20 protein-coding genes and 1 riboswitch are annotated in these 26,283 nt (G+C 71.5%); of the genes, 3 read left to right on the top strand and 17 right to left on the bottom strand.

Translation table 11 applies throughout. The features are described from left to right. The 12 genes from ACFY2L_RS35835 to ACFY2L_RS35780 all read right to left on the bottom strand — a co-directional run bounded on the left by ACFY2L_RS35835 (nt 1) and on the right by ACFY2L_RS35780 (nt 13,668). Nucleotides 1-1,290, bottom strand: a complete 1,290-nt coding sequence (locus ACFY2L_RS35835; protein WP_390824431.1) for a class I SAM-dependent methyltransferase — start codon at nt 1,288-1,290, stop codon at nt 1-3. 206 nt (nt 1,291-1,496) lie between these two features. Then, nucleotides 1,497-2,888 carry an NAD(P)/FAD-dependent oxidoreductase gene (locus ACFY2L_RS35830; protein ID WP_390659060.1) on the bottom strand — a complete coding sequence of 464 codons (1,392 nt, stop codon included), beginning with the start codon at nt 2,886-2,888 and terminating at the stop codon, nt 1,497-1,499. A 451-nt stretch (nt 2,889-3,339) separates the two neighbouring features. Further along, entirely contained in the window at nt 3,340-4,293 is a 954-nt protein-coding gene (locus tag ACFY2L_RS35825) for an exopolyphosphatase (protein WP_390659061.1), read from the bottom strand. Further along, nucleotides 4,290-4,895: a DUF501 domain-containing protein gene (locus ACFY2L_RS35820; RefSeq protein ID WP_390659062.1), complete on the bottom strand. Its 606-nt coding sequence runs from the start codon at nt 4,893-4,895 to the stop codon at nt 4,290-4,292. The genes ACFY2L_RS35825 and ACFY2L_RS35820 overlap by 4 nt, the downstream gene beginning before the upstream one ends. 24 nt (nt 4,896-4,919) lie before the next feature. Continuing rightward, complete coding sequence (locus ACFY2L_RS35815; protein WP_390659063.1) at nt 4,920-5,396, bottom strand: septum formation initiator family protein; 477 nt, start codon at nt 5,394-5,396, stop codon at nt 4,920-4,922. Nucleotides 5,397-5,535: 139 nt separating this feature from the next. Next, nucleotides 5,536-6,825 carry a phosphopyruvate hydratase gene (gene eno / locus ACFY2L_RS35810; protein ID WP_390659064.1) on the bottom strand — a complete coding sequence of 430 codons (1,290 nt, stop codon included), beginning with the start codon at nt 6,823-6,825 and terminating at the stop codon, nt 5,536-5,538. A gap of 354 nt (nt 6,826-7,179) precedes the next feature. After that, on the bottom strand, nt 7,180-7,884 hold the full coding sequence (locus ACFY2L_RS35805; RefSeq protein WP_390659065.1) for a transglycosylase family protein: 705 nt from the start codon (nt 7,882-7,884) through the stop codon (nt 7,180-7,182). 4 nt (nt 7,885-7,888) lie between these two features. Next, nucleotides 7,889-8,058, bottom strand: a riboswitch (cyclic di-AMP (ydaO/yuaA leader). 205 nt (nt 8,059-8,263) lie between these two features. After that, nucleotides 8,264-9,259 (bottom strand): transglycosylase family protein, encoded by a 996-nt coding sequence (locus ACFY2L_RS35800; protein ID WP_390824430.1) that lies wholly within the window; start codon nt 9,257-9,259, stop codon nt 8,264-8,266. Between the two features lie 220 nt (nt 9,260-9,479). After that, the gene (locus ACFY2L_RS35795; RefSeq protein WP_390824429.1) at nt 9,480-10,763 is read right to left on the bottom strand and encodes a cytochrome P450; all 1,284 of its coding nucleotides are present in this window, start codon (nt 10,761-10,763) and stop codon (nt 9,480-9,482) included. A gap of 68 nt (nt 10,764-10,831) precedes the next feature. Further along, nucleotides 10,832-11,830 carry a nucleoside triphosphate pyrophosphohydrolase gene (locus tag ACFY2L_RS35790; protein WP_390659068.1) on the bottom strand — a complete coding sequence of 333 codons (999 nt, stop codon included), beginning with the start codon at nt 11,828-11,830 and terminating at the stop codon, nt 10,832-10,834. A gap of 131 nt (nt 11,831-11,961) precedes the next feature. Next, nucleotides 11,962-12,609: a SurA N-terminal domain-containing protein gene (locus ACFY2L_RS35785; RefSeq protein WP_390659069.1), complete on the bottom strand. Its 648-nt coding sequence runs from the start codon at nt 12,607-12,609 to the stop codon at nt 11,962-11,964. A gap of 228 nt (nt 12,610-12,837) precedes the next feature. Then, nucleotides 12,838-13,668 (bottom strand): glycoside hydrolase domain-containing protein, encoded by an 831-nt coding sequence (locus ACFY2L_RS35780; RefSeq protein WP_390659070.1) that lies wholly within the window; start codon nt 13,666-13,668, stop codon nt 12,838-12,840. Between the two features lie 199 nt (nt 13,669-13,867). Between ACFY2L_RS35780 and ACFY2L_RS35775 the strand changes: the two genes are divergently transcribed. Further along, the gene (locus ACFY2L_RS35775; RefSeq protein ID WP_390659071.1) at nt 13,868-14,251 is read left to right on the top strand and encodes a hypothetical protein; all 384 of its coding nucleotides are present in this window, start codon (nt 13,868-13,870) and stop codon (nt 14,249-14,251) included. A 25-nt stretch (nt 14,252-14,276) separates the two neighbouring features. On the opposite strand, the gene ACFY2L_RS35770 is transcribed toward ACFY2L_RS35775, so the two are convergent. Further along, the gene (locus ACFY2L_RS35770) at nt 14,277-15,020 is read right to left on the bottom strand and encodes an N-acetyltransferase (protein ID WP_390824428.1); all 744 of its coding nucleotides are present in this window, start codon (nt 15,018-15,020) and stop codon (nt 14,277-14,279) included. Nucleotides 15,021-15,122: 102 nt separating this feature from the next. After that, on the bottom strand, nt 15,123-15,869 hold the full coding sequence (locus ACFY2L_RS35765) for an HNH endonuclease family protein (protein WP_390824427.1): 747 nt from the start codon (nt 15,867-15,869) through the stop codon (nt 15,123-15,125). A 192-nt stretch (nt 15,870-16,061) separates the two neighbouring features. Here ACFY2L_RS35765 and ACFY2L_RS35760 point away from each other — a divergent pair, with 192 nt between their 5' ends. Then, nucleotides 16,062-16,244, top strand: coding sequence for an antitoxin (locus ACFY2L_RS35760; RefSeq protein ID WP_390659486.1), 183 nt, complete (start codon nt 16,062-16,064; stop codon nt 16,242-16,244). 591 nt (nt 16,245-16,835) lie between these two features. Here ACFY2L_RS35760 and mfd read toward each other — a convergent pair. From mfd to ACFY2L_RS35745, 3 genes are all read right to left on the bottom strand, one after another. Continuing rightward, on the bottom strand, nt 16,836-20,369 hold the full coding sequence (mfd, locus tag ACFY2L_RS35755; protein ID WP_390659074.1) for a transcription-repair coupling factor: 3,534 nt from the start codon (nt 20,367-20,369) through the stop codon (nt 16,836-16,838). 453 nt (nt 20,370-20,822) lie between these two features. Continuing rightward, the gene (locus ACFY2L_RS35750; RefSeq protein WP_390824426.1) at nt 20,823-23,402 is read right to left on the bottom strand and encodes an ABC transporter permease; all 2,580 of its coding nucleotides are present in this window, start codon (nt 23,400-23,402) and stop codon (nt 20,823-20,825) included. Continuing rightward, nucleotides 23,399-24,187 (bottom strand): ABC transporter ATP-binding protein, encoded by a 789-nt coding sequence (locus ACFY2L_RS35745; RefSeq protein ID WP_390659076.1) that lies wholly within the window; start codon nt 24,185-24,187, stop codon nt 23,399-23,401. The genes ACFY2L_RS35750 and ACFY2L_RS35745 overlap by 4 nt, the downstream gene beginning before the upstream one ends. A 484-nt stretch (nt 24,188-24,671) precedes the next feature. Between ACFY2L_RS35745 and ACFY2L_RS35740 the strand changes: the two genes are divergently transcribed. Next, nucleotides 24,672-26,210 carry an MFS transporter gene (locus ACFY2L_RS35740; protein WP_390824425.1) on the top strand — a complete coding sequence of 513 codons (1,539 nt, stop codon included), beginning with the start codon at nt 24,672-24,674 and terminating at the stop codon, nt 26,208-26,210. The last annotated feature ends 73 nt before the right edge of the window (nt 26,211-26,283 follow it).

Genomic DNA, 26,283 nt, shown 5'->3' with positions numbered 1-26,283 from the left:
TCAGTTCCAGGTACGGCTGCGCAGGGGCATCCCGGAGTCCCCGAGCTCGGGGGTCCGGACGGCGAGGACCTGGTTGACGCCGATGCGGTTGCGTTCGAAGGCGACGGCGGAGGCGGCCATGTACAGCCGCCAGACACGGGCCCGTCCGGGGCTGGTGAGCCGGACGGCGCGCGCCCAGTCGTCCTCCAGCCGGGCCACCCAGCGGCGCAGGGTGAGGGCGTAGTGCTCACGGATGGACTCGACGTCACGGACCTCGAAGCCGGCGCGTTCGAGCTGGGTGACGGTGCTGCCGAGGGGCGCCAGCTCGCCGTCGGGGAAGACGTAGGCGTCGATGAACTCGTCGACGTGATAGGTGGATTCGTCGCGCTGGGGCCGGCGGGCGATCTGGTGGTTGAGCAGCCGCCCGCCGGGCGTCAGGAGCCCGCGCAGGACGGTCGCGTACTCCAGGTACTTCTCGGCCCCCACGTGCTCGGCCATGCCGATGGAGGAGATCGCGTCGTACGGCCCGTCGGCGACGTCCCGGTAGTCCTGCACCCGGATCTCGACCCGGTCGGTGAGGCCGGCGTCGGCGACGCGCTTGCGGGCGTAGGCCGCCTGCTCCTGCGAGAGGGTGATGCCGACGACGCTCACCCCGTGCTCGCGGGCCGCGTGGACGGCCAGGGATCCCCAGCCGCAGCCGACGTCGAGGAGCCGCCGGCCGGGGGACAGGGCGAGCTTGCGGCAGACGAGTTCGAGCTTGTCCCGCTGGGCCTCCTCGAGGGTGCTGTCGGGGCCGGGCCAGTAGGCGCAGGAGTACACCATGGACGGGCCGAGGACGATCTCGTAGAAGTCGTTGCCGACGTCGTAGTGGTGGCTGACGGCCCGTCGGTCGGTGTGGCGGGTGTGGAGGTGTCCGGTGCGGCGCACCTCCTCCTCGGGCGGCGCGGGCGGCAGCGGGGGTCCCGCCAGCTTCAGCAACCCGCGGACGGCCGCACGGAACTGGGGGTCGCGCAGGGCCTGGGCGAGGCCGCGGGCGTCCTCGCCCCGTTCCCAGAGGAGCCCCGAGAGGAGGTCGAGGGTGAGGTAGAGATCGCCCTCGACGTCCAGGTCTCCCGCGACCCAGGCGCGGGCGAGGCCCAGCTCGCCCGGTTTGAAGAGCAGACGGCGCAGGGCTCTTCGGTTGCGCACCACCAGGGTGGGCGCGTCGGGCGGGCCCGCCTGCGAACCGTCCCAGGCGCGCACGCGCACCGGGAGCGGCACTCCCAGCAGTTGTTCGACGAGGGCGTGGAGCCGCGGCGCGGCATGGGTCATGGAGCACACCTCCGTGACGGTGATCCCGGACTGTCCTGACTCCACGTAAACACCTGGCGGGCCTGGACGCAGTCCCCCACGCGCGTCATGGGTGGGCAAACTCCGCGGACGTCACCAGGGGGGGCCGAGTCGTCCGGAACAGCCGTAGGGGCCGCCCGCACCACGGATGGCGGGCGGCCCCTGCGGGGTGTGCTGTCAGGCGGAGATCAGGAGGCGTTGGCCTTCTCGTTCTCCGGCTTCGCCGCGGCCGCGGCCGGGGCGGGGGCCGGCTTGGCGGCCTCGTAGAACTCCTCGCGGGGGTTCTCCATGGCGCCGAGGGCGACGACCTCGCGCTTGAGGAACATGCCGAGCGTCCAGTCGGCGAAGACGCGGATCTTGCGGTTCCAGGTCGGCATCGCCAGACCGTGGTAGCCACGGTGCATGTACCAGGCGAGACGGCCCTTGAGCTTGATCTTCATCTTGCCCATGACGATCATCGCGACGCCCTTGTGGAGGCCGAGACCCGCCACCGCGCCCTTGTTGGAGTGCGCGTACTCCTTCTGCGGGAAGCCCCGCATGCCGGAGACCACGTTGTCGCCGAGGACCTTGGCCTGGCGCAGCGCGTGCTGGGCGTTCGGCGGGCACCAGGCGTTCTCGACGCCGGCCTTGCGGGCGGCGACGTCCGGGACCTGGGCGTTGTCGCCGGCGGCCCAGATGTAGTCGGTGCCGGTGACCTGGAGGGTCGGCTGGGCGTCCACGTGGCCGCGGGGGCCGAGCGGGAGGCCGTAGCGGGCCAGGACCGGGTTGGGCTTGACGCCGGCGGTCCACACGATCGTGTTGGAGTCGACCTCGAGGCCGTTCTTCAGCACGACGTGGCCGTCCACGCAGGAGTCCATGGAGGTGGAGAGGTAGATCTCCACGCCACGGGCCTCCAGGTGCTCCTTGCCGTACTGGCCGAGCTTGGGGCCGACCTCGGGAAGGATCTTGTCGGCGGCGTCGACGAGGATGAAGCGCATGTCCTCGCGGGACACGTTCTTGTAGTACTTGGCCGCGTCGCGGGCCATGTCCTCGACCTCACCGATGGTCTCCGCACCGGCGAAGCCGCCGCCGATGAAGACGAAGGTGAGCGCCTTGCGGCGGATCTCCTCGTCGGTGGTGGAGTCGGCCTTGTCGAGCTGCTCGAGGACGTGGTTGCGCAGGCCGATGGCCTCCTCGATGCCCTTCATACCGATGCCCTGCTCGGCGAGGCCGGGGATCGGGAAGGTGCGGGAGACCGCGCCGAGCGCGATCACCAGGTAGTCGAAAGGCAGCTCGTACGCCTCGCCCACCAGCGGGGCGATCGTGGCGACCTTGCGGTCCTGGTCGATGGTGGTGACCCGGCCGGTGAGGACCTCCGCCTTCGGCAGCACGCGTCGCAGCGGGACGACGACGTGGCGCGGGGAGATGTTGCCGGCGGCGGTTTCGGGGAGGAAGGGCTGGTAGGTCATGTACGACCGGGGGTCGACGACCGTGACGGTCGCCTCGCCGTAGCGCATCTTCTTGAGGATGCGCCGAGCTGCGTACAGGCCTACGTACCCACCGCCTACTACGAGGATCCTGGGACGCTCCGTGGTGCTCATGGCATCGAGTATCCACCCGCCTGAGGGGGGTCGCTCGTGCGCCCCTTCACAAGCTTCCGGAGGGTGTGTGCTATCCTCCGCGGCCCGCGTGATCCACGTCATGGCGCGGAGGGGGAACCAGCGTGTAGGGCGGGGCGTTGTCAATGCCGCGTGAGCTGCCTCTCCGGGTGATGAGGGGTGGGGTGAGGGGTCCGAAACACGCTCGGGGAACACCTCCGCGAAACGTCCGTGCGCGCCTCTTTTGAACACGTTCACACGGGTGCCGACCCCCCGGAAGGGTCAACCGGGCCACGTTCGTCCTCCGACAGGGCCGAATTCCTTGTGAAGAACTTCACGAACTTTTCCGACGGGGCGTCGCCGAGGGGCCCGGGAAGGCCCCCCGGCGCTGCTCAAACGGGCATCCTGCCTGCTCAGCAGAGTGCAACTAGCGCCCGGGCGGAGCCGAGGGGAGTCAGGCGGAGGAGCCCGCCACCGACCACGCGATGCCGTCCAGGATGTCGTGCTCGCTCACGACGACCTCCTCCGCGCCGATCCGCTCCATGATCGCCAGCAGTACGAGGGCGCCCGCCGCGATCACGTCCACCCGGCCCGGGTGCATCGACGGGACCGCAGCGCGCTCGGCGTGCGTGGAGTGCAGCAGCCACTCGGTGATCTCGCGGACCCTGGCCTGCGGGACACGCGAGTGGTGGATGGCCGCCGAGTCGTACGCGGGGAGGTTCTGGGCGATCGCCGAGACCGTGGTCACGGACCCCGCGAGGCCCACCAGCGTGTGCGCCTCGCGCAGCGGGACCGTCTCCTCGGCGAGGTCCAGGGCCGCCTCGACGTCGGCGCGCAGGGCCGCGATCTGCTCCGGCGCCGGCGGGTCGGTGACCTTTCCGTCCACGACCAGGTGGCGCTCGGTCATCCGCACACAGCCGACGTCCACCGAGCGGGCCGCGCCCACGTGCTCGTCGCCGACCACGAACTCCGTGGAGCCGCCGCCGATGTCCACCACCAGGTAGGGCCGGGTGAGGTCCGCGCGGCCCTTCAGTTCCTTCGTGGCGCCGGTGAAGGAGAACTCGGCCTCCTGGTCGCCGGTGATGACCTCGGGCTCGACGCCCAGGATGTCCAGCACGCCCCGCACGAACTCGTCGCGGTTCTCGGCGTCCCGGGAGGCGGAGGTGGCCACGAAGCGCAGCCGCTCCGCACCGAGCTCCTTGATCACCGCCGCGTACTCGCGGCAGGCGGCGAAGGTCCGCTCCAGCGCCTCGGGCGCCAGCCGGCCGGTGCGGTCGACCCCCTGGCCGAGGCGGACGATCGTCATCCGGCGGTCCAGTTCGACCAGTTCACCGGTCTCGGGGTCGGCGTCGGCGACGAGGAGGCGGATCGAGTTCGTCCCGCAGTCGACGGCGGCGACCCGGGTCACCGCTCGTCTCCCTCGACCGGCCCGAAGGCGAAGTGGCCGGCGCCGTCCTCGGACGTCTCCACCTGCACGCCCTCGCCCGACGGCGCCCCGGGAAGCGTCACGCACGCCCCCTTGCGCCACCACTGCGGCAGCATGGCGAGCGCCTCGTCGCCGAGCGGGTTCACACCCGGGCCCGCGGCCAGGGAGTGCGCCACGAGCACGTGCAGGCACTTCACGCGGTCCGGCATGCCGCCCGCGCTCGGGAAGCCCGTCAGCTCCTCGATCTCGTCCCGGCGCCGGATGTAGTCCTCGTGCGCGGCACGGTAGGCGGCGGCCAGCTCCGGGTCGGTGCCCAGCCGGTCGGTCATCTCCTTCATCACGCCGTTCGCCTCGAGGGTGCCGATGGCGGAGTTCGCCTTGGGGCACGTGAGGTAGTACAGCGTCGGGAAGGGGGTGCCGTCGGGCAGGCGGGGGGCCGTCTCGACGACGTCCGGCTGGCCGCACGGGCACCGGTGCGCGATCGCGCGCAGCCCGCGCGGCGGACGGCCGAGCTGCTGCTTGAAGGCCTCGACGTCCGCGTCGGTGGGCTCGGTGCGCGGGGTGGTCGGCGGGGGCTTTTCCATACCTGTCTTTCTACCTGCACGGTGTCACTGGTCGGAGGCGTCGGACTTGTCGACGCCGTCCCACACGTTCGAGTACCAGGGGCGGTCGGCCGCCCCGTGGTCGGCGCGGGTCTTGGTGGCCGCGTCCGGGTCGATCACGATGTAGCCGGTCTCCCCCGGCATCACATAGTGCAGCCGCTCCCGGATCTGCTGCTCGGCGTACGCGTCGTCCTGCCAGCGCGCCTTGAGGTCGCGCAGCTGCTCGACCCGCTCGCGGGCCTGCTCCCGCTCCCGCTCCAGGTCGGCGATCTCGGCGCGCTGGGAGACGTACTGCCGCATCGGGTAGGCCAGGGCCACGATCAGGGTGCACAGGACCAGCGCGAGGAGCGCGGCGCGGCCGGTGAGGCGGGAGCGGCGGGCCTGGCGCCTGGTCTGGGAGCGGTAGACCCGGGCCGCGGTCTGCTCACCGAGCAGCCGCAGTCTGGTCGCGGTGGAGAAACGGTCCCGGTCCTTCACGGCCATCGGCTCTGCGCCTCCCCTTTCCACACACGCGTACGTCCCCGCACACGGTACGGGACCGAGTACGGGGACGTACGTACGACTGGCTCGCGCCGACCCGGCTCGGGTCGGGCCGGGGGACCTCACCGGCCCCCTGCCGGGCCTACTGGTTCGCGGAGCGGAAGCGCGGGAAGGCGCTGCGGCCGGCGTACACCGCCGCGTCGTCGAGGATCTCCTCGATGCGCAGCAGCTGGTTGTACTTGGCGACGCGCTCGGAGCGGGCCGGGGCGCCGGTCTTGATCTGGCCGCAGTTGGTGGCGACGGCCAGGTCGGCGATGGTGACGTCCTCGGTCTCGCCGGAGCGGTGCGACATCATGCACTTGAAGCCGTTGCGCTGGGCCAGCTCGACGGCGTCCAGGGTCTCGGTGAGCGAACCGATCTGGTTCACCTTCACCAGCAGCGCGTTGGCCGCGCCCTCCTCGATACCGCGGGCCAGACGCTCGGGGTTGGTGACGAACAGGTCGTCGCCGACGAGCTGGACCTTGTCACCGAGCTTGTCGGTGATGGTCTTCCAGCCCTCCCAGTCGTCCTCGAACAGCGGGTCCTCGATGGACACGAGCGGGTACGCCGCGACGAGCTCGGCGTAGTACTCGGTCATCTCGGCGGCGGAGCGGTCCTTGCCCTCGAAGGTGTAGGAGCCGTCCTTGTAGAACTCGGAGGCGGCGACGTCGAGCGCGAGGGCGATCTGCTCGCCGGGGGTGTAGCCGGCTTCCTTGATGGCCTCGAGGATGAGGTCGAGGGCCTCGCGGTTGGAGCCGAGGTTCGGGGCGAAGCCGCCCTCGTCGCCGAGGCCGGTGGACAGGCCCTTCGACTTCAGGACCTTCTTGAGGGTGTGGTAGACCTCGGTGCCCCAGCGCAGGGCCTCGGAGAAGGACTCCGCGCCGATCGGGGCGATCATGAACTCCTGGATGTCCACGTTGGAGTCGGCGTGCGAGCCGCCGTTCAGGATGTTCATCATCGGCACCGGCAGCAGGTGCGCGTTGGGGCCGCCCAGGTAGCGGAAGAGCGGGAGGTCGCTGGCCTCGGAGGCGGCGTGGGCGACGGCGAGCGAGACGCCGAGGATGGCGTTGGCGCCGAGGGAGCCCTTGTTGTCGGTGGCGTCCAGGTCGAACATGGCCTGGTCGATCAGGCGCTGCTCGGTGGCGTCGTAGCCGACCAGCTCCGGGCCGATCTGCTCGATGACGGCGAGGACGGCCTTCTCGACACCCTTGCCCTGGTAGCGGCCCGGGTCACCGTCGCGGAGCTCGATGGCCTCGAAGGCGCCGGTGGAGGCGCCGGAGGGGACGGCGGCACGACCCGTGCTGCCGTCGTCGAGGCCGACCTCGACCTCGACCGTGGGGTTGCCTCGGGAGTCCAGGATTTCCCGGGCTACGACGACGTCGATGGACGGCACGAGCATCTCCTTCTTGGGATGTGACGCTGGTTGTGCGGGGCCCGCGGGCCATGTCGGCCTTTGGTGAGCCTTGCGACTAGAGCCTAACCGCCCCGGGGCCGTCGGCAGCCGACCGACCGTCCCGTGGACAGACTGACGGTACACATTGTTCCTGGCCGGAACAAAGACCTGGGGCGGAACTCGGGCGAACAGACGGCGAAGAACGGCCGGAGGGCAGAAAAAACCCCGCCCCGGTGCGTACGGGGGAACACGCACCGGAGCGGGGAGCCCGTGGGGACGGGGGTGACCCTCACGAGGCCTTCAGTGTGCGGGCCTCGGCTGTGAGGATGCTGTGGGCCGGCGGGGAGCCAGGTGTCACTTCAGGTGCAGCTGCTGGCCCGGGTAGATGAGGTCGGCGTCCTCGACGATGCCCTTGTTCAGCTGGAACAGCTTCTGCCAGCCGCCCTTGACCTTGTGCTTCTCGGCGATGGTGCTGAGGGTGTCGCCCTTGACGACCTTGTACTCGCCGTCGCCCTTCTTGACCTTCTTGCCGGTCGGAGTGGTGACCGTCTTGGAGGCGGCGGGGCGCTCGGCGGAGCGGGAGGCGCTCTGCTGCTCGGTCGAGCGCGTGGTGGTGCCGCTGTCCGAGGAGGAGGAGCCGGCGGAGCCGCTCGAGGAGGAGCCGGTGGAGCCGCCACCCGAGTACGGGGTGTTGGACAGACCGGTGCCGCAGACCGGCCAGGCGCCCTTGCCCTGGCCCGCGAGGACCTTCTCGGCGATGGTGATCTGCTGTTCCTTGCTGGCGAGGTCGGCGCGCGCGGCGTAGGCGGTGCCGCCGTACGCGGCCCAGGTGGAGGCCGAGAACTGCAGGCCGCCGTAGTAGCCGTTGCCGGTGTTGATGGACCAGTTGCCGCCGGACTCGCACTGGGCGACCGCGTCCCATTCGGAGGCGGTGGCGGCGGAGGCGTTGCCGGCCGCCATCAGCGGGGCGGCGATGGCGACACCGGTGACGCCGGCGAGTGCGGCGACGCGGGTGGCCTTGTTCGGACGACGGTGCTTGCCCTTGCCGGAAAACAGCATGGATCGATCCCCTCACCGACGCCTGCGAGGTGAGCTGTCGGGTTCGGGCCGGTTGAGTTGCCCGGCCACGCACCTCACGGTGCGCGGCTTCACCCCGAGCCGGTTCCGGCGGTCAACCGCCGGACCCGGCACTTACCTTGGGTCCCCCGCTCCTGCCTACGGCGCTTGACGCGACGACTGTTCCCGGGGTGCCGCTGGCAGGATTCGGCGTTGCGGCGACCGGGGCTCGGGTTGCCGAGCGGTCATGACCGTAGACACGCGATCCGGGGAATTTCAAAGACGATCACGACTTCTGAGACTCATCCCACACTTTCGCCAAAGCGGACATTCGACGCGAAGTGGGGCGTGAACTCCCGGTGTTTTTCTGGGTGTTCCAGCCCTATTCGAGCCCGGTGTCCAGCGTCTGACCGGGGGTGATGTCGCTCGGGTCGGGGCCGATGACGTCCTTGTTCTCGGCGTAGAGAGCACGCCATCCGCCGTCGACACCAAGGGAGTCGGCGATGGTGATGAGCGAGTCACCCTCCTGGACGACATAGGTGGACGCCGCGTGCCGGCCGGAGGAGGCGGTCCTGGTGCCGCCCGCGGCACTCTCGTCGGCGGTGGTGCCGCGATGGCGGCCGGAGCCGAGCGAGCCGGTGTCGACGAGGCTCCAAGAACCCTCCGCCTGCACCGTATTGTCCGAGTCGTCCCCTTCCGGGGTCGCCGTGGGCGAGCTGTCGGCATCCTGTGAGCCCTCCGAACCGGCGCCCGAAGTGTCGGACTTGCCCGAGTCGTTCGCCGAGGAGGACGAAGCGGACGAAGGGGACTCGGAGGCTGAACCAGCCTCATCACCGGAGGAGTCGGACGGACTCTCGCCGGAGTCACCGGAACCGGACGCGCCATTGGAGTCGCCGGACTTTCCGGAATCGGCCGACCCCTTGGACAGGTCGGACAATCCGGAGGACACGGACGAGTCGGACTCGCCGCCGGCGACTCCGGTGTCCACGCCGACCGCGCCGTTCTCCTTGGTGAGCCCGGACGTCAGCGCACAGGTGCCCCAGGCGCCGACGCCCTCCTCCGCGAGGAGCTGCTGGGCCACGGCTATCTGCTGGTTGCGGCTGGCGAGGTCCGGGCTGGCGGCGTAGTCGAGTCCGCCGTACGCCTCCCAGTCCTCCTGGCTGAGGCCCAGACCGCCGTACTCGCCGTCGCCCCGGTCGGCACTCCAGGAACCGCCGGTCTCGCACTGCGCCACCTTGTCCCAGACCGTTCCTTCTGCGGCGCTGGCGCCGCCGGCCGCGAACAGCGGGATGGCGATGGCGGAGCCGGTCACTCCGGCCGCGACGAGGAGGGCCGGGGCCTGACGGGGGCGACGGTGACGACCGTTCCCGGAGAGCATGCGGGGGCCTTTCTTTGGACAGCGGCAAACGGCGCGGCGTGCGAGTGAGCACACACGGGTTCGCCGCGCTAGCGAGTGAACGTATCGGCAGACGATCACTTGTCACAAGTTAATGCCGCGCAGATCACGTGAAGATCACAGACTTGAGGGTCGGTCACCTTTGCCGCGCGAGACGGTCACAATCCGGCTGACTCACGATCAGATGTCGATCAGCCACTGGTCAGTCACGGACCGGAGTGAACTCCACGGGCAAGGTGCGCAGTCCGCGCATGATGAGCCCGCCACGCCATCTCAAGTCGGCCGGGTCCGCGGCGAGTCGGAGGTCGGGGAGACGGGTGAGGAGGGTGGCCAGGGCGGTCTGGCCCTCGAGACGGGCGAGGGGGGCGCCCAGGCAGTAGTGGATGCCGTGGCCGTAGCCGAGGTGCTGGTTGTCGCGCCGGGAGAGGTCGAGGGTGTCGGGGTCGGTGAAGCGGGCGGGGTCGCGGTCGGCGGCGGCGAGGACGACGAGGACGGGGTCGCCGGGGGCGATGTCCTGCCCGCCGAGGCTGAGGGGTTCGGTGGCGAAACGCCAGGTGGCGAGTTCGACGGGGCCGTCGTAGCGGAGCAGTTCCTCGACGCCGGTCTCCAGGAGCCCGTGTTCGCCCCGGGCCAGGGACCGCTGGAGCCGGTCCCGCTGGCCGGGGTGGGTGAGAAGGGCGTAGGTGCCGTTGCCGATGAGGTTGACGGTCGTCTCGAAGCCGGCGAAGAGAAGGATGAAGGCCATGGCCGCGGCCTCGTTCTCGGTGAGGTGCTCGCCGTGGTCGGAGGCGCGGATGAGGCCGGAGATGAGGTCCTCGCCCGGGACGGGTTCCGCGGGGAGGTCCGCGCGCTTGCGGTGGATGAGCTCCAGCAGATAGCCGCGCATCTTCTTCACCGACCGCGCGACACCGCCCCGGGGGCCCTTGCCATGACGGATCATCATGCCCGCCCAGTCCCGGAAGTCGTCCTGGTCCTCGCGGGGGACGCCGAGGAGGTCGCAGATGGCGTAGATGGGCAGGGGGAAGGCGAAGTCGTGGATCAGGTCGGCCTCGCCCTTCCCGGCGAACCGGTCGATGAGCTGGTCGGTCAGCTCCTGCACACGGGGCGCGAACTCGGCGACCCGGCGCGGTGTGAACGCCTTGCTGACCAGCCGCCGCAGCCGGGTGTGGTCCGGCGGGTCGATGTTCAGCAGGTGCGTCATCAGCTCGGCCTTGCGCTCACCGGGGATGCCGGTCTTCCCCTTGGCGTGCGCGGGCTCGTCGTGATGCGCGGGGTTCTTGGAGAGCCGCTGGTCGGCCAGGGCCTGCTTCGCGTCGGGGTAACGGGTGACCAGCCAGGCCTCCACACCGCTGGGCAGCCGGGTCCGGTGCACGGGGGCGTGCTCGCGGAGCCAGGCGTAGGCGGGGTAGGGGTCGGTGGCGAACTCCCAGGTGAAGAGTTCCGGGGCCGGTGGGGTGGGGGTCGGGGGGTGGGGCTGGTCGGTCACGCATCGACGGTATCCGGGATCGCCCCGCGCACCGGACCCCGGTCCCTCCTCACCGCGAGCCCGCCGTCCTATCCCCGCACCCCCTCGGCGCCGCGTATCGCGTCCCGGTAGGCCCGGGCCGCCGCCCGCAGTGCCGCCTCCGGGTCGACGCCCTCCGACTCGGCCCGGGCGGCCAGTGCCAGCAGTTCGTAGCCGATGCCCTCCGCCGCGGGCAGCGGTACCTCCAGACCCGCCGAGCGCACACGGGACGCCAGCTTGGCGGCCAGCGCCAGCCCCGGCTGGTGCAGGGGGATGCCGTCGGTGACCGACTCGCGGCGCTTCTCCACCGCCTTCGTGCGGAGCCAGTGCTCCTTGACCTCTTCGGGCGTGGTGGCCGTGGCGTCGCCGAAGACATGGGGGTGGCGGTGGATGAGCTTGGTGACGATCGTCGCCGCCACGTCGTCGATGGAGAAGGGGGACTCCTCGTCCTCCTCGGCGATGCGGGCGTGGAAGACGACCTGGAGCAGGACGTCGCCCAGTTCCTCGCGGAGTTCGTCGCGGTCGCCGTCCTCGATGGCCTCGACGAGTTCGTAGGCCTCCTCGATGCCGTACTTCGCGAGGCCCTTGTGGGTCTGCCGGGAGGACCAGGGGCACTCCCGCCGGATGCGGTCCATCACCTGGATCAGGTCGAGGAGGCGGGCCCCGGGCAGGTCGTAGGAGGCGGGGAGCAGTTCCAGCTCGGGCATCGGGACCCTGCCCGAGCCGGCCAGGCGGGCGAGGCCGTCCGTCAGGGCCGGTTCGCCCTCGCCGGTCGCGACGATCACCACCGTGCGGCCGCCGGCGCAGGCGGTGACCAGGTCCTCGGCGGATATCGACGTCTCGTCCACCGCTGTGCCGGCCTCGCGCAGATACGGCAGCTGCGGATGGGCGCCGTCGGCGCACAGGACGCGGTCCGCCGTGCGCAGGGCCTGCCAGGCGGGCCAGGACAGCAGGCCGGGGGCGACCCGGTGGCTGGTGGTGAGCAGGATGACTCGGCCGGGGTCGGAGGGGCCGTCGGGAGTCTCGCTCGTCGCGCTCGTTGCGTTCACACCCCGAACGTAACCCACTCCCGGCGGCCGCCTCGATCGGTTGTCCACAGGCCGGGGTGACCGGTCATACCGTCACACCGCGGGCGGGGCGCCCGGGCTCACCGCGGGCGCCGCGTCGTCACGTCACGTCGTCACGTCGTCTGCTGGGTCCCCGCCGACGTGACCTCCCGTACCCACGGCGTCTTCACGTCCACGCGGCTGACCTTCTGGACGTCCCAGCTGCCGTAGCGCGGGTTGACGTCGACGTCGAGCGTCTTCGCCGTGCCGGACAGGGCGCTCCAGAAGGCGGGCTCGCTGGTGGTGGTGCCGAGCTTGGTGGCGAGCTTCTGGGCCTCCAGCTGGAGGCGGAGGTTCTCGTCGATGCGCTGCGGCGGAATGCCGTACTGCTGGAGCCACGAGGTCTCCAGGCCCTGGACGCCACCCGCCTGCTGCTCCAGTCCGGCCCGCGCCTGCTGGACCTCCCGGCGGCTGACGCTGATGCCCGCGTCCGCGGCCGCGCGGTCCAGCACCCGGTCCACGACCATGCCGTGCAGGATGTCGCGGGTGAGGGCGCCGGTCTGGGCGACGACCTGTGCGTACTGGGCGTCGTCGGCGACGGCGGCCCGCTGGGCCGTGCGCACCTCGTCCACCCGGCTCTCCAGCTGCGCGACGGTGATCCGCTGGCCGCCGACGACGGCCGCCGCGCCGGGATGCGCGTCGTTCCCGCAGGCGGTGAGAAGGGGAGCCGCCATGATCGCGGCGGACAGCAGGAACGCGGTGCGACGACGGCGGCGGTGCAAGGGAACCTCCCGGTCGGAGATTGTGCGACGGTGCACAAAGTCTTGCGGTGATCGATGGTAGGCAGTGGCGGGCCTGGGGCCAACCCATTGGACCAACGATTCACCAGGACTTCGGGCACCGCCTCACCCGTGGGCCGTCCGCTCGTCGGTGCGAGAGGTCGGCCCCGCCCGCCGCCGGGGCGCCCGCGTGCGCTCCCGCGCGCGGCGCCCACGAGGAGGAGCTCCGCCTCAGCCGACGATGGCGACCGGGGCGTCCCACGCGTCGCGGTCCACCGTGATGGTGTAACCGCCGCGGGTCTCCTTGCTGTTGACGAGGTACTGGTGGCCGCGGCTGTGGCCGGTGTACTGCGTGGAGCCCCACGGCCAGTCGGTGGTCGTGGTGTTCTGCTTGTCCCACAGCGCGTACCACAGGTTGCCCGGCAGGTCCGTCTTGTCGGTGGCGGTGGCGATCGCCTTGGCGCTGGAGCTGCTGAAGCCGTAGTAGCCGGCGCGGTACACCTTGGCGCGCAGGGTCTTGGTGAAGGAGCGGACGTAGGCGAGGACGGCGTCGTTGCACGACTTGTTCGTGATGTCGTACGCCTCCATGTCGAGGTAGATCGGGCTGCCGGCCTTCATGCCGAGCGCGGAGGCCTTGGCGACGGCGTCCGCCGCGTCCGTGGCGCCCAGGGAGGTGGCCGTGGCGGCGGTGATCTTCTCGGGGCTCGAGCCGGTCTGGCAGGGCGGCTGGGCGCCGACGTAGATCGGGATGAGCTTCCAGCCGAGCGTGTTGACCGACTTCACCCAGGAGGCGGTGAGGTTGGGCTGGTTGCAGCCGCGGTTCTTGCCGCCGACGTAGACGGCGGCCCCGCTGTAGAAGCCGTCGGCCTTCCATGCCTTCATCGCGGCCAGGGAGGGCGCGGCGCAGGTGTCGAAGGCACGGCCCGTGTACGTCTTCTGCGCGGGCCAGGTGGTGGCCGCCATCGAGGTCTGCGCGGCGATCCCGGCCCCCGCGAGGACGGCGGCCCCGGCCACACCCCAGGTGATGTATCTGCGCTTTCTGGACTGCCGGTGCTCGGCCATCCCCACCCCACCGTTCGTTCAACTGTACGTATGTATGTGCGAAGCGGATCGCACCGTAGCGTGCGGCACCCCTGTGATCGCACAACACATGATCCCCGTAGCGACAAGATTCGCTCATGTCACAGTAAAGAAAGGGAGGTCCGGGACTGCCCGGCCGTGGCCTACCCTTGCCCCTGGACGACCTGGGGGCGGGATGAGGATGGCGACGACGACAACGACGGGTGCGCAGAAGCGGCTCGAGGGCGGCTGGTTCCAGCGGCTGGCCTGGGCCGCCCTGGGGTGGTTCTCCCTGGGCCTGCTGGTGTGGGTGCCCTTCTTCTATGTGGCGCTGCGCCGCGGCCGCCCCTCCGACTGGGGAGCGTTCGCGTCGTTCGCGCTGTACGAGGTCGTGACCCTGCCGTGGGCGGTGAACTCCAACGACAGCGACGGTGACCCCTTCCTCGGCATCGCCGCGGTGGTGACGCTGCTGGTGGCGACCGTGCTGCTGCTCTTCGCGCTGTTCGACAAGAAGACCCGGCCGGTGCCGGCCATGCCGGCGTACGGACAGCCGCCGTATCAGCAGGGATATCCGTACGGGCGGTAGGGCGGTGGCCCCGTGCCGGGGGCCGTCACAGGGCGTGCCGCATCCATACGTTCGGCTCGACGTACACCGCGTAGTCCCGATCCGGCTCGCACCGCACCGGTACCAGCGCGCCGGGCACCTCGACGTCGCCCCGGGTGTCGAAGGGCAGCCCGGTCCAGCGGCGCCACTCGGCCAGTGAGGCCGACACCGTCATCGACGCCGGCGCCACCCGCTCGATGCGCGCCCCGGCCCGCGCGTGCACCCGCAGCCACGGGTCGCACGGCAGCCCGTCCTCCCGCACCCGGTGCGCGTACTCCTCGATCGGGGTGTGCGGCTCCAGATGCTTGGCGTTCGGCCGGACGGGCGCGACCACCTCGCCGAACCCCTTCGCCCTGGCGCCGTCCCGCATCGCCGACAGCATCAGCCCGGACAGGCCCAGGCCCTGGGCGTGCGGGGCGACCACGATCGAGATCGCGCTCACCGTGTCCGGCCGCGCCCCGCGCCGCCGGTCGGCGAAGGCCCACACCAGCACCTGGTCCCATCCCCGCGCCGGCAGCTCTTCCCGCCCCTCGGTGTGCAGGACGAACGGCACGCTGTAGGCGTGCGCGACGATCTCGCCCCCCTCGTCCTCCGCGAACAGGACGTACTCCGGGAACTCGACGGGGATCCGCGGGTAGTGCGCGTTGCCGACCGGGTCCTGGGTCGTGAACTCCGCCCAGGTGTCGGGCATGTCCTGGACCGGGCCGAGCATCTCGGGACGGTCGGCGAGGCTGGAGACCTTGAACGTCATGGGGCCACCGTAGGCAGGACGATGCCCGGGCGGGAAAGGTTTTTCGCGGCGGTGCGGCAGGCCCGGGCCGGCGGTCGGAGCGTGACGCGGCCCGGCCGGGGCTCAGCCCGCGTGGAAGCGCTCCGGTGCCTTCGTCGGGTTGCCGCCGGTGGGGAGTCTCTGGTCCGGGCAGGAGGAGAGGACCTTCTCCATCGCGGACTTCTCCGCCGCGGTGACCCACAGGCCGTACTTCTTCTTCACGGCGACCTGGGCCGCGACATAGGTGCACCGGTAGGCCTTGTTGGGCGGCAGCCAGGTCGCCGTGTCGCCGTCGCCCTTGGAACGGTTGGTGCTCGCGTCGACCGCCAGGAGGTTGAGGGGATCGTTGGCGAGGGCGATCCGTTTGCTCGCGTCCCAGTACTTGGCGCCCTTCTGCCAGGCGTCGGACAGGGCGACGACATGGTCGATGTCGACCTTGCTGGCGCCGCGCCGGTAGGTGACGTCCTTGCCGGAGTACGGGTCGGACTCCAGCACGCCGTAGGACACCTTGCAGGTGCCTCCGGTGAACCTCACCTCCTCCAGGTCGCGTTTGAGTATGTCGTCGCGGGTGTCGCAGCCGTTGGAATCCGTGTCCGCCCACGCGGTGCCGAACTTGTCCCGCTCGTAGCCGGTCCTGGGCGCGCGCCCCTTCACCGTGAGCGCGTCGGCGGCCGCGAGAGCCGCTCCGCCGCTCGCCTCCGGTCCCGACCCGGCATCCGCTCCGGATCCGAGCCCGGATCCTGTGGTCTGGCCGGTGCAGCCGGCCACCGCCGCGGTGACCGTCGCGCACATCAGCATGGCGGCGGTCGCCGCTCCACCCCTCAGACGCATCCCGCGCGCCCCTCCCCTTGCCTGCCGCTGCCACCCCGCACAGGGCGGTTTCCCCGGCGGACGCTGGTGCACACCGTACCGACGGGACGTGCGGCGGCGTCCGGGAGGTCCAGACCACCTGGGCCTCAAGTGGGCATCTGCCGCATCTCGGGAATATCGTCGGTGATGAGTCACCTCCGGAAGGAGCTCTCGATGGGCATCCTCGACAGGTTCAGGCACCACTCCAAGGCGAAGGACACCTCCGACGCCGCGGAACGGAAGGTCAACGAGAGAACGGGCGACAAGTACCAGAGCCAGGTCGACGACGCCCAGCAGCGGATCGAGGGCACGCTCGGCATGGACCGCGAACGGCCCGACCGGCCCGAGGGGCAGTAGCCCGGTACCGGGCCCCGCACACCACGGTGAAGAAGCCGTCCGCGCCGCCTCACCTCCCGCGGGCGGCTTCCCCGTGAACACGCCCCGGCTGCGGCGCCTCCCACGGAGGGCTCCCCCGCCGGGGGCCGGGGGCCAGGCGGCCGGTGTGCCGCTCCACGCGGCGGCGCAGACCCCGGCCCGCCTCCGTCGCCGCACCGTCCGGCTCTCCCGGGCCCCTTGCGGCCAGGCGCTCCCGTGCCACCGCGGCCACTCCTCGGCAGGCCGGCCACGGCTTCCGAAGCACTGGACGGACCCGGCGCCTGTCGCGGCGAAGGACACCGCCACCGCGGCCGGTCCGGGCCGGCGGCGAGCAGGGCCGCGAGACGACCGCCGCCGCGGTGGGCGCGCAGGATCGTGACCGACGCCCGAGCGGGAGGCGGGCCCGGCCGGCCACTCCAGCGCGGCGTCGGCCGCCGCGAGCGGCCGGCCCGCCGTGTCCGCCGCTCGGCGGCGCGCCGGGCCAGTGCGGCCGCCCCCGCCGGCACGGCCGACCCGGCCGCCGGCGTCGAGGTCCAACGCCCGCGTGAGGGCGGGAGCCGTCCTACGAGCGTCCTACGAGCCCAGTACCGACGCCAGGAACTCGCCGACCCAGCCCAGCAGTTCCCGCCCGACCAGCGGCTTGCCGCCGACCTTCGCGGTCTTCGGGCGCGGCACCAGGATCTGATGGACCGCCGGCTTGATGACGGAACCGGGGTACAGGCGCTTCAGGCGCAGCTCCTGCGACTCCCTCAACTCCACCGGCGCGAAGCGGATGTTGGTGCCCTGCAGGACGATCTCGCCGACACCGCACGCACGGGCCAGCATGCGCAGGCCCGCCACCAGCAGCAGGTTCTCCACCGGCTCGGGCAGCTTGCCGTAGCGGTCGACGAGTTCCTCGCGCACGGCCTTGACGTCCTCCTCCGAGTTGGCGGAGGCGATGGCCCGGTAGGCCTGCAGACGCAGCCGCTCGCCGGGCGCGTAGTCGTGCGGGACGTGCGCGTCGACGGGCAGCTCGATCTTGACCTCGAGCGGCGGCTCCTCCTCGATCCCGCCGGTCTCCAGCTGACGCCGGTAGTCCGCGACGGCCTCGCCGACCATCCGCACGTACAGGTCGAAGCCGACGCCCGCGATGTGGCCGGACTGCTCGCCGCCGAGGAGGTTGCCCGCGCCGCGGATCTCCAGGTCCTTCATCGCCACGTACATGCCCGCGCCCATCTCCGTGTGCTGGGCGATGGTGGCCAGGCGCTCGTGGGCGGTCTCCGTCAGGGGCTTCTCCGGCGGGTAGAGGAAGTAGGCGTAGCCGCGCTCGCGGCCCCGGCCGACGCGGCCGCGCAGCTGGTGCAGCTGGGACAGGCCGAAGGTGTCGCCGCGCTCCACGATCAGGGTGTTGGCGTTGGAGATGTCGATGCCGGACTCGACGATCGTCGTCGAGACGAGCACGTCGAACTTCTTCTCCCAGAAGTCCACGACGACCTGTTCGAGCGCGGACTCCGACATCTGGCCGTGGGCGGTGGCGATGCGCGCCTCCGGCACGAACTCGCGCAGCCGGGCGGCCGCGCGGTCGATCGACTCGACCCGGTTGTGGATGTAGAAGACCTGGCCCTCACGGAGGAGTTCGCGGCGGATGGCGGCGCCGATCTGCTTCTGCTCGTACGGCCCGACGAAGGTGAGCACCGGGTGGCGCTCCTCCGGCGGGGTCGTGATCGTCGACATCTCGCGGATGCCGGTGACCGCCATCTCCAGGGTGCGCGGGATGGGGGTCGCGGACATGGTCAGCACGTCGACGTTCGCGCGGAGCTTCTTCAGCTGCTCCTTGTGCTCGACGCCGAAGCGCTGCTCCTCGTCGACGATGACCAGCCCGAGGTCCTTGAACTTGGTCTCCGAGGAGAACAGGCGGTGGGTGCCGATGACGACGTCCACCGAGCCCTCGCGCAGTCCCTCCAGGACCGCCTTGGCCTCCGTGTCGGTCTGGAAGCGGGACAGGGCCCTCACGTTCACCGGGAACTGCGCGTACCGCTCGGAGAAGGTGCCGAAGTGCTGCTGCACCAGGAGCGTCGTCGGGACCAGCACGGCGACCTGCTTGCCGTCCTGGACCGCCTTGAAGGCGGCGCGGACCGCGATCTCCGTCTTGCCGTACCCGACGTCGCCGCAGATCAGGCGGTCCATCGGGACCGTCTTCTCCATGTCGTCCTTGACCTCGGCGATGGTGGTCAGCTGGTCGGGGGTCTCCGCGTAGGGGAAGGCGTCCTCCAGCTCGCGCTGCCACGGGGTGTCCGCGCCGAAGGCGTGCCCCGGCGCCGCCATGCGGGCGCTGTACAGCTTGATCAGGTCGGCGGCGATCTCCTTGACGGCCTTCTTCGCGCGCGCCTTGGTCTTCGTCCAGTCCGCGCCGCCCAGCCGGTGCAGCGTGGGCGCCTCGCCGCCGACGTACTTGGTGATCTGCTCCAGCTGGTCGGTGGGGATGTAGAGGCGGTCGCCGGGCTGGCCGCGCTTGGCGGGGGCGTACTCCACGACCAGGTACTCGCGGGTGGCGCCCTGCACCGTGCGCTGCACCATCTCGATGTAGCGGCCCACGCCGTGCTGTTCGTGGACGATGTAGTCGCCCGCCTCCAGGGTGAGCGGGTCGATGGTCTTCCGGCGCCGCGCCGGCATGCGCGCGCCGTCCTTGCCCGCCGCCTTCTGGCCCGACAGGTCGGTCTCGGTGAGGACGGCGAGGCGGAGCACCGGGTCGACGAAGCCGTAGTCGATCGAGCCGCAGGAGACGTGGACGAGGGAAGGGCTCAGGTCGGTGAGGTCGATGTCCAGGCGGGCCGCGACACCCTCGCCGCCGAGCACCTCGACGGTGCGGGCGGCGGGGCCGTGGCCCTCGGTGACGAAGACGACGCGCCAGCCGTCGGCGAGCCAGCCCTTGGTGTCGGCGAGGGCCTTCGCGGTGTCGCCGCGATAGGTCTCCGGGGCGTGCATGCCGAGCTGGAGGGTGTCCGCCTCCAGTTCGAGGTCCGCGGCGAACGGCGACACCGACCACCACATCATGTCCAGCTCGCGGGCCCGGTCACGGACGTCCGCGATCGACCACAGGGAGGCCGCGCCGACGTCGATGGGCGCCTCGCCGCCGCCGGCCGTGGCCGCCCAGGACGCCTGGAGGAACTCCTGCGAGGTGGCCACGAGGTCCGCGGCACGCGTGCGTACCCGCTCCGGGTCGCACACGACGGCCATCGCGCCCTTGGGGAGGACGTCGATCAGCAGCTCCATGTCGTCGACCAGAACCGGGGCGAGGGACTCCATGCCCTCCACGGCGATCCCCTCGGCGATCTTGCCCAGCAGCTCGCCCAGCTCGGGGTGCGCCTCGGCGAGGGCACGCGCGCGTGAGCGGACCTCGTCGGTGAGGAGGAGCTCGCGGCACGGGGGTGCCCACAGGCCGTGTTCGGCGACCTCCAGGGAACGCTGGTCGGCGACCTTGAAGTAGCGGATCTCCTCGACGTCGTCGCCCCAGAACTCGATGCGCAGGGGGTGTTCCTCGGTGGGCGGGAACACGTCCAGGATGCCGCCGCGTACGGCGAACTCGCCGCGCTTCTCGACGAGCTCCACGCGCGCGTAGGCGGCGGCCGCGAGGGCCGCGACGGTGTCGCCGAGATCGGCCTGCTGGCCGGTGCGCAGGGCCACCGGCTCCAGGTCGCCGAGGCCCTTGACCTGCGGCTGGAGCACGGACCGTACGGGCGCCACGACCACCGAGACCGGGCCCGTCTCGGGGTCGTCGGGGCGGGGGTGGGACAGGCGGCGCAGGACGGCGAGGCGGCGGCCGACGGTGTCGCTGCGGGGGCTGAGGCGCTCGTGCGGGAGGGTCTCCCAGGAGGGGTACTCGACGACGCCGTCCGCGGGGAGCAGGGAGCGCAGGGCGGCTGCCAGGTCCTCGGCCTCGCGGCCGGTGGCCGTCACCGCGAGGACCGGGCGGCCGGTCTCGCGGGCCAGTGCGGCGATGGCGAAGGGGCGGGCCGCCGGGGGGCCGACCAGGTCGACGTGCATGCGGTTGCCGTCCGCGGCCGCGGGGATCGCTTCCGCGAGGGCGGGGTCCTTGACGACGGCGTCGAGCAGACCGTGCAGGCTCATGAGGGGGGCTTTCGTCCGAGGGGTCGGGGCTTCGGGTCCGGGGTACCTGGCCCGGGGTGGGCAACGCGAAGGGCCCGACGCGTGTCACGGGCCGGGGGTGTCCAGAGTACGACGGGCCGGTGCGGTTCGCCGGGGGCTGTGGACAACCCTCGGGGCGCGCGGGGCACGAATCGAACATTTTCTCGCCCCCCGCCGCCGTCACCCTTCCCGTCCCCCGGGGCTCCGCCCCACCGCCCCCCACCAAGGGCTCCGCCCCCTGCCCCCTGCGGGGCTCCGCCCCAGCACCCCGCACGAGGCGGCCGCCCCCTCGACTCCGCAGCCGTCCCCACGCCCAGCACCACCCCACCCCACCCCGCCCCCCCCACAACCCCCGCGGACCCGGCGCCGAGAAGCCCCCCGTGGCTTCTCGGTGTCGGGTCCGGGGTCGGGTGAAGTGGGTTGTGGGGGAAGGGGTCAGTCGGTTGCGATGGCGTTGAGGACGTTCATGCGGCCGGCGCGGAAGGCGGGGATCAGGGCGGCGAACAGGCCCACGAAGGCCGAGCCGATGAACACGCCGGTGATGGTCGGCCAGGGGATCTCGAGGACGGCGAAGCCCTCGAGGGCGAGGAGCTGCTGGGCGGTGGCGCCCCAGCCCATGCCCAGGCCGAGGCCGAGGAGGGCACCGAAGAGGGCGATGACCACCGACTCCATGCGGATCATGCGGCGCAGCTGGCGGCGGGAGAGGCCGATCGCCCGCATCAGGCCGATCTCCCTCGTGCGCTCCACGACCGACAGGGCGAGGGTGTTCACCACGCCCAGGACCGCGACCACGATCGCCAGGGCCAGGAGGCCGTAGATCAGGTTGAGGAGCTGGCCGATCTGGTCCTTCAGCGCCTGCTTGTAGTCGGTCTGGTCGCGGACCGTGTACTGGGGATAGTCGTGCAGGGCGGACTTGAGGGCCTTGTAGGCGGTGTCCTGCTGACCGTCCTTCGCCGTGGCGAACACCAGCTGGTCCAGCGGCATCCTGTCGGCGGGGACGTACCGGGCGACCGTCGCGATCGAGGCGTACATCGCGCCCTTGTCGATGACGACGTCGTCGCTGGTGATCGCGCGCACGGTGAGCGTCCCGGTGGTGCCGTCCCTGAAGGCGACGTCGATCTTGGAGCCGAGCTTGATGCCGTGCTCCTCGGCGAATCCCTCGAAGACGGACATCGAGCCGGGGCGGTAGGCGTCCGCGAGGTCGCCGGCCACCGTCTCGGTGCGCAGGTCGGTGGCGTACGTCGGGTCGGCCGCGTTGATCGTCTCCTTCCTGGACGTCTTGCCGTCGGGAGTCTTCAGATCGGCGTCGAGGACCTTGTACTCGGTGACGCGCTCCAGGCCCGGCGTCGACTTCACGGCCTGCACGGCCTGCGCGGTGATCGGCCGGCCGCGGTCGTTCTGGATGATGAAGTCGGTGCCGACGGACTTGTCGAGCTGGTCGGTGGCCGAGGCCACCATGGACGAGCCGACGACCGACAGGCAGGCGACCAGCGCCAGGCCGATCATCAGGGCGGCGCCCGTGGCGCCGGTGCGGCGCGGGTTGCGCAGGGCGTTGCGTTCCGCCATGCGGCCGACCGGGCCGAAGGCCCTCAGCAGGACCGCGCCGAGGACGCGGACCACTCCTGAGGCCAGCAGCGGGCCGATCACCACGAAGCCGATCAGGCTCAGCACCACACCCAGGCCCAGCCACATCGAGCCCTCGCCCGCCTGGTCGGCCGCCGTCGCCGCGTACAGGCCGTAGCCGCCGCCGGCGGTCAGCAGCAGCCCCAGGACGGCCCGTACGGCACCGGCCCTGGCGTCGGCCGGGGCGCCCGCGTCGCGCAGGGCGGCCATCGGGGAGACCCTGCCGGCGCGGCGGGCCGGGAGGTAGGCCGCCAGGACGGTGACGACGACGCCGAGCACCATGCCGATGACCGGAGTCGTCCAGGCCACCGTCAGATCGTCGGTGGACAGGTTCATGCCGGTCATGCCCATGAGCTTCATCAGGCCGATCGCGAGGCCGACGCCCGCGCCGACGCCGAGGACCGAGCCGACGACGCCGAGGAGCAGTGCCTCGGCCAGGACCGAGCGGTTGACCTGCCTGCGGGACGAGCCGATGGCCCGCATCAGGCCGATCTCACGGGTGCGCTGGGCGACCAGCATCGAGAAGGTGTTGATGATCAGGAAGATGCCGACGAGGAAGGCGATCCCGGCGAAGCCGAGCATCGCGTACTTCATGACGTTCATGAACTCGCCGACGTCCGCGCGGTTGGCGTCGGCGGTCTCCTTGGCGGTCTGCACCTTGTAGTCGGTGCCGAGCCGCGCCAGCACGTTCTTCTTCAGCTGCGCGTCGCTCACACCGGACGCCGCCGTGACGTTGACGTTGGTGTAGACGTCCGGCTCGCCGACCAGGGCCTGCTGCGCCGTCCTGGTGTCCAGGTAGAAGATCGCCGCGCCGGGGTTGGTGACGGTGAAGGTGGCGATGCCGGAGATCCGCGCGGTGTGCGTGCCGACCGCGCTGATCACGCCGATCTCGTCGCCGAGCCTCAGGTGGTGCTTGTCGGCGGTGTCCGCGTCCACCATGACCTGGCCGGAGCCCTTCGGCGCCGTACCGGAGGTGATCTCCATGGTGCGGGCTTCGTTGGCGTTCCAGCTGCCGACGATGGTCGGCGCGCCGCTGGACGGCGACAGGTTGTCCTTGTCCGCGTCGACGACGGTCACCGCGCTGGAGAAGACGGACCCCTCCGCCGCCTTCACGCCCCGCGCCTCGCGCACCTCGCCGAGCACGGAGGCCGGCATGACCGGCGGCTTGCCGTTGCCCGAGGTGGTCTCACCGGTGTCCGAGGCGCCCTTGGCGCTCACCGTGACGTCGGAGGAGGTGGCGGCGAACAGCTTGTCGAAGGTGGTGTTCATGGTGTCGGTGAACACGAGCGTGCCGCAGACGAACGCCACCGACAGCAGGACCGCGACGGCCGACAGGGCCATCCGTCCCTTGTGCGCGAAGAAGTTGCGCATCGAGGTCTTCAAGACGGTCATGACGTACGCCCCCGCGCGTCGAAGTCCTTCATACGGTCCAGCACGGTCTCGGCGGTCGGCTTGAACATCTCGTCGACGATCCGGCCGTCGGCGAGATACAGCACCCGGTCCGCGTACGAGGCCGCCACCGGGTCGTGCGTGACCATCACGATCGTCTGGCCCAGCTCGTCCACCGAGCGGCGCAGGAAGCCCAGCACCTCGGCGCCGGCGCGCGAGTCGAGGTTCCCGGTCGGCTCGTCACCGAAGATGATCTCGGGCCGGGCCGCCAGGGCGCGGGCCACGGCGACGCGCTGCTGCTGGCCGCCGGAGAGCTGCGTGGGGCGGTGCTTGAGCCGGCCGGCGAGGCCGACGGTCTCCACGACCCTGTCCAGCCACGCCTTGTCGGGCTTGCGGCCCGCGATGTCCATGGGCAGCGTGATGTTCTCGATCGCGTTCAGCGTCGGCAGCAGGTTGAACGCCTGGAAGATGAACCCGATCCGGTCCCGGCGCAGCTGCGTGAGCTTCTTGTCCTTCAGGCCGGTGATCTCGGTGTCGTCCAGGTAGATCTGGCCGCTCGTCACCGTGTCGAGACCGGCGAGGCAGTGCATCAGCGTGGACTTGCCGGACCCGGAGGGGCCCATGATCGCGGTGAACTGGCCGCGGGCGATGTCCACGTCGACGTGGTCGAGGGCGACGACACGGGTCTCGCCGGACCCGTATGCCTTGACGACCTGCCGCGCCCGCGCGGCGACGGCCGTACGCCCTCCAGTGCCCCCGTGCCTGGGAATGGTCACAGCCGAAGTCACGGTAAGTCTCCTATGTCGGAAGTCATGGGGTGGCGCTCCACCGCGGTGGGTGAGTGGGGAGGAGCGCCACGTCGAAGAGTCTGGTGGCGGGAGGGGGTCCGGCGCGCTGGGGCCGGGACCCGTCTTTCCGGGGGGTTAACCCCACCCTCCGCCGCTGGGGCTGGCCACCCCCAGCGGCGTAAAGCCAGGTTAAGAAGGCATCCCGGCCTCTCTCGTCCTCCGCCGGTACGAACCCTCCCCGAGACGTAGTACGGAGGTACCCCTAGGGGCACTCCACCGCCGGGTGGAGCTCCTCTCGGGGTCGACTCCACCCTCCGGCCCGGTCAGGCTCCACCCTCACGTCGCGTGAAGGTCAAGCCGGGCGCCGGGCGGGGCCTTGTCCCGTCGCCCAGGGGCCGCCTCTCCCCCTGGGCGGCGGCGGGATGGGAAGCTGTCGTGCGGCGGATGGTTGCAAGGGGCACGGAAGAGTCGGGGAGGGCATCCGGTGGGGGACACGAGACCCGCGACGCTGGAGGTGGCGGGGCAGCGCACGGGCGCGCACAGGAGGGGCGCGGTCGTGGCCGCGCTGATGCTCTCCATGGCGCTGGCCGCCCTCGACTCGACCGTCGTCTCCACGGCCGTGCCGCAGATCGTCGGCGACCTGGGCGGGTTCGCGGTCTTCTCGTGGCTGTTCTCCGGCTATCTGCTCGCCGTGACGGTCACCCTGCCCCTCTACGGCAAGCTCTCCGACACCTTCGGCCGCAAGCCGGTGCTGGTGGCGGGCGCCTCGCTGTTCCTGCTCGGCTCGCTGCTGTGCGCGCTGGCCTGGAACATGGGGGCCCTGATCGCCTTTCGCGTCGTGCAGGGCCTGGGCGGCGGGGCGCTGCAGGGCACGGTGCAGACGCTGGCCGCCGATCTGTACCCGTTGAAGGAGCGGCCGAGGATCCAGTCGAAGCTGTCCACGGTGTGGGCGGTCTCGGCGGTCGCGGGCCCGGCGCTGGGCGGGGTGCTCGCGGCGTACGCGGACTGGCGCTGGATCTTCCTGGTCAACCTGCCCATCGGGGCGGTGGCGTTGTGGCTGATCGTCCGTCATCTGCACGAGCCGCAGCGGGCGGCAGGGCCGGAGCCGTCCGCCCGCGCGCGGGTCGACTGGGCGGGCGCGGCGGCCGTGTTCGCCTGCGGCGGGGTGCTGCTGACGGCGCTGGTGCAGGGCGGGGTGGCCTGGCCGTGGCTGTCGGGGCCGTCGCTCGGCCTGTTCGGTACGGGCCTGGCGCTGGCCGGGCTCGTCGTCGCCGTCGAACGCCGGGCGGCCCAGCCGGTCATCCCCGGCTGGGTGTGGCGCCGGCGGACGATCGCGGCCGTCAACCTGGCGCTGGGGGCGCTGGGTCTGCTGATGGTGGCGCCCTCGGTGTTCCTGCCGACGTACGCCCAGTCGGTGCTGGGTCTCGGGCCGGTGGCCGCCGGTTTCGTCCTCTCCGTGTGGACCCTGAGCTGGCCGCTGTCCGCCGCCCTCAGCCAGCACGTCTACCGGCGCATCGGCTTCCGGGACACCGCGCTGCTGGGCATCGGCGCGGCCGCGCTGGTGCTGGTGGCGTTCCCGTTCCTGCCGTATCCCGGCGCGGCCTGGCAGCCGACGCTGCTGATGCTGCTGCTCGGTGCCGCGCTGGGGCTCTTCCAGCTGCCGCTGCTCGTGGGGGTGCAGTCGACGGTCGGCTGGTCGGAGCGCGGCACGACGACGGCGTCCGTGCTGTTCTGCCGGCAGACCGGGCAGACGGTCGGCGCGTCGGTGTTCGGCGCGGTCGCCAACGGGGTGCTGGCCGCCCGCCTGGGCGGCGCGGGCGACCTGGACTCGGTCACCCGCGCACTCGACGCCGGTACGGCGCCCGAGACCGTGCGGCGCGCCGTGGCGAGCGCCGTGCACGCCGTGTACCTGGGCGCGTCCTGCGCCGCCGCGCTCGCCTTCGTGGTGCTGCTGTGCGTGGCGCCGCGGCGCTTCCCGGTACTGGGGGACGACGGGGACCTGCCCGGTGAAGGGCGGGGTTGACGCGGGTGACACCGCAGGTCAGCGGCCGAATCGTACAGTAAGCGCGTACCGACCGGCCAGTTCGGTGAAAAGG

Source organism: Streptomyces sp. NPDC001381, from assembly GCF_042895685.1.
Taxonomy (GTDB): domain Bacteria; phylum Actinomycetota; class Actinomycetes; order Streptomycetales; family Streptomycetaceae; genus Streptomyces.
This window is presented reverse-complemented; position numbering and strand designations above follow the sequence as displayed.

What these genes read in the sequence shown, in the direction of transcription:
- ACFY2L_RS35835 (WP_390824431.1), bottom strand. Translation starts at nt 1,290, where the DNA reads ATGACCCATGCCGCGCCGCGGCTCCACGCCCTCGTCGAACAACTGCTG.
- ACFY2L_RS35830 (WP_390659060.1), bottom strand. Translation starts at nt 2,888, where the DNA reads ATGAGCACCACGGAGCGTCCCAGGATCCTCGTAGTAGGCGGTGGGTAC.
- ACFY2L_RS35820 (WP_390659062.1), bottom strand. Translation starts at nt 4,895, where the DNA reads ATGGAAAAGCCCCCGCCGACCACCCCGCGCACCGAGCCCACCGACGCG.
- ACFY2L_RS35815 (WP_390659063.1), bottom strand. Translation starts at nt 5,396, where the DNA reads ATGGCCGTGAAGGACCGGGACCGTTTCTCCACCGCGACCAGACTGCGG.
- ACFY2L_RS35805 (WP_390659065.1), bottom strand. Translation starts at nt 7,884, where the DNA reads ATGCTGTTTTCCGGCAAGGGCAAGCACCGTCGTCCGAACAAGGCCACC.
- ACFY2L_RS35800 (WP_390824430.1), bottom strand. Translation starts at nt 9,259, where the DNA reads ATGCTCTCCGGGAACGGTCGTCACCGTCGCCCCCGTCAGGCCCCGGCC.
- ACFY2L_RS35780 (WP_390659070.1), bottom strand. Translation starts at nt 13,668, where the DNA reads ATGGCCGAGCACCGGCAGTCCAGAAAGCGCAGATACATCACCTGGGGT.
- ACFY2L_RS35775 (WP_390659071.1), top strand. Translation starts at nt 13,868, where the DNA reads ATGGCGACGACGACAACGACGGGTGCGCAGAAGCGGCTCGAGGGCGGC.
- ACFY2L_RS35770 (WP_390824428.1), bottom strand. Translation starts at nt 15,020, where the DNA reads ATGACGTTCAAGGTCTCCAGCCTCGCCGACCGTCCCGAGATGCTCGGC.
- ACFY2L_RS35765 (WP_390824427.1), bottom strand. Translation starts at nt 15,869, where the DNA reads ATGCGTCTGAGGGGTGGAGCGGCGACCGCCGCCATGCTGATGTGCGCG.
- ACFY2L_RS35760 (WP_390659486.1), top strand. Translation starts at nt 16,062, where the DNA reads ATGGGCATCCTCGACAGGTTCAGGCACCACTCCAAGGCGAAGGACACC.
- mfd (WP_390659074.1), bottom strand. Translation starts at nt 20,369, where the DNA reads ATGAGCCTGCACGGTCTGCTCGACGCCGTCGTCAAGGACCCCGCCCTC.
- ACFY2L_RS35750 (WP_390824426.1), bottom strand. Translation starts at nt 23,402, where the DNA reads ATGACCGTCTTGAAGACCTCGATGCGCAACTTCTTCGCGCACAAGGGA.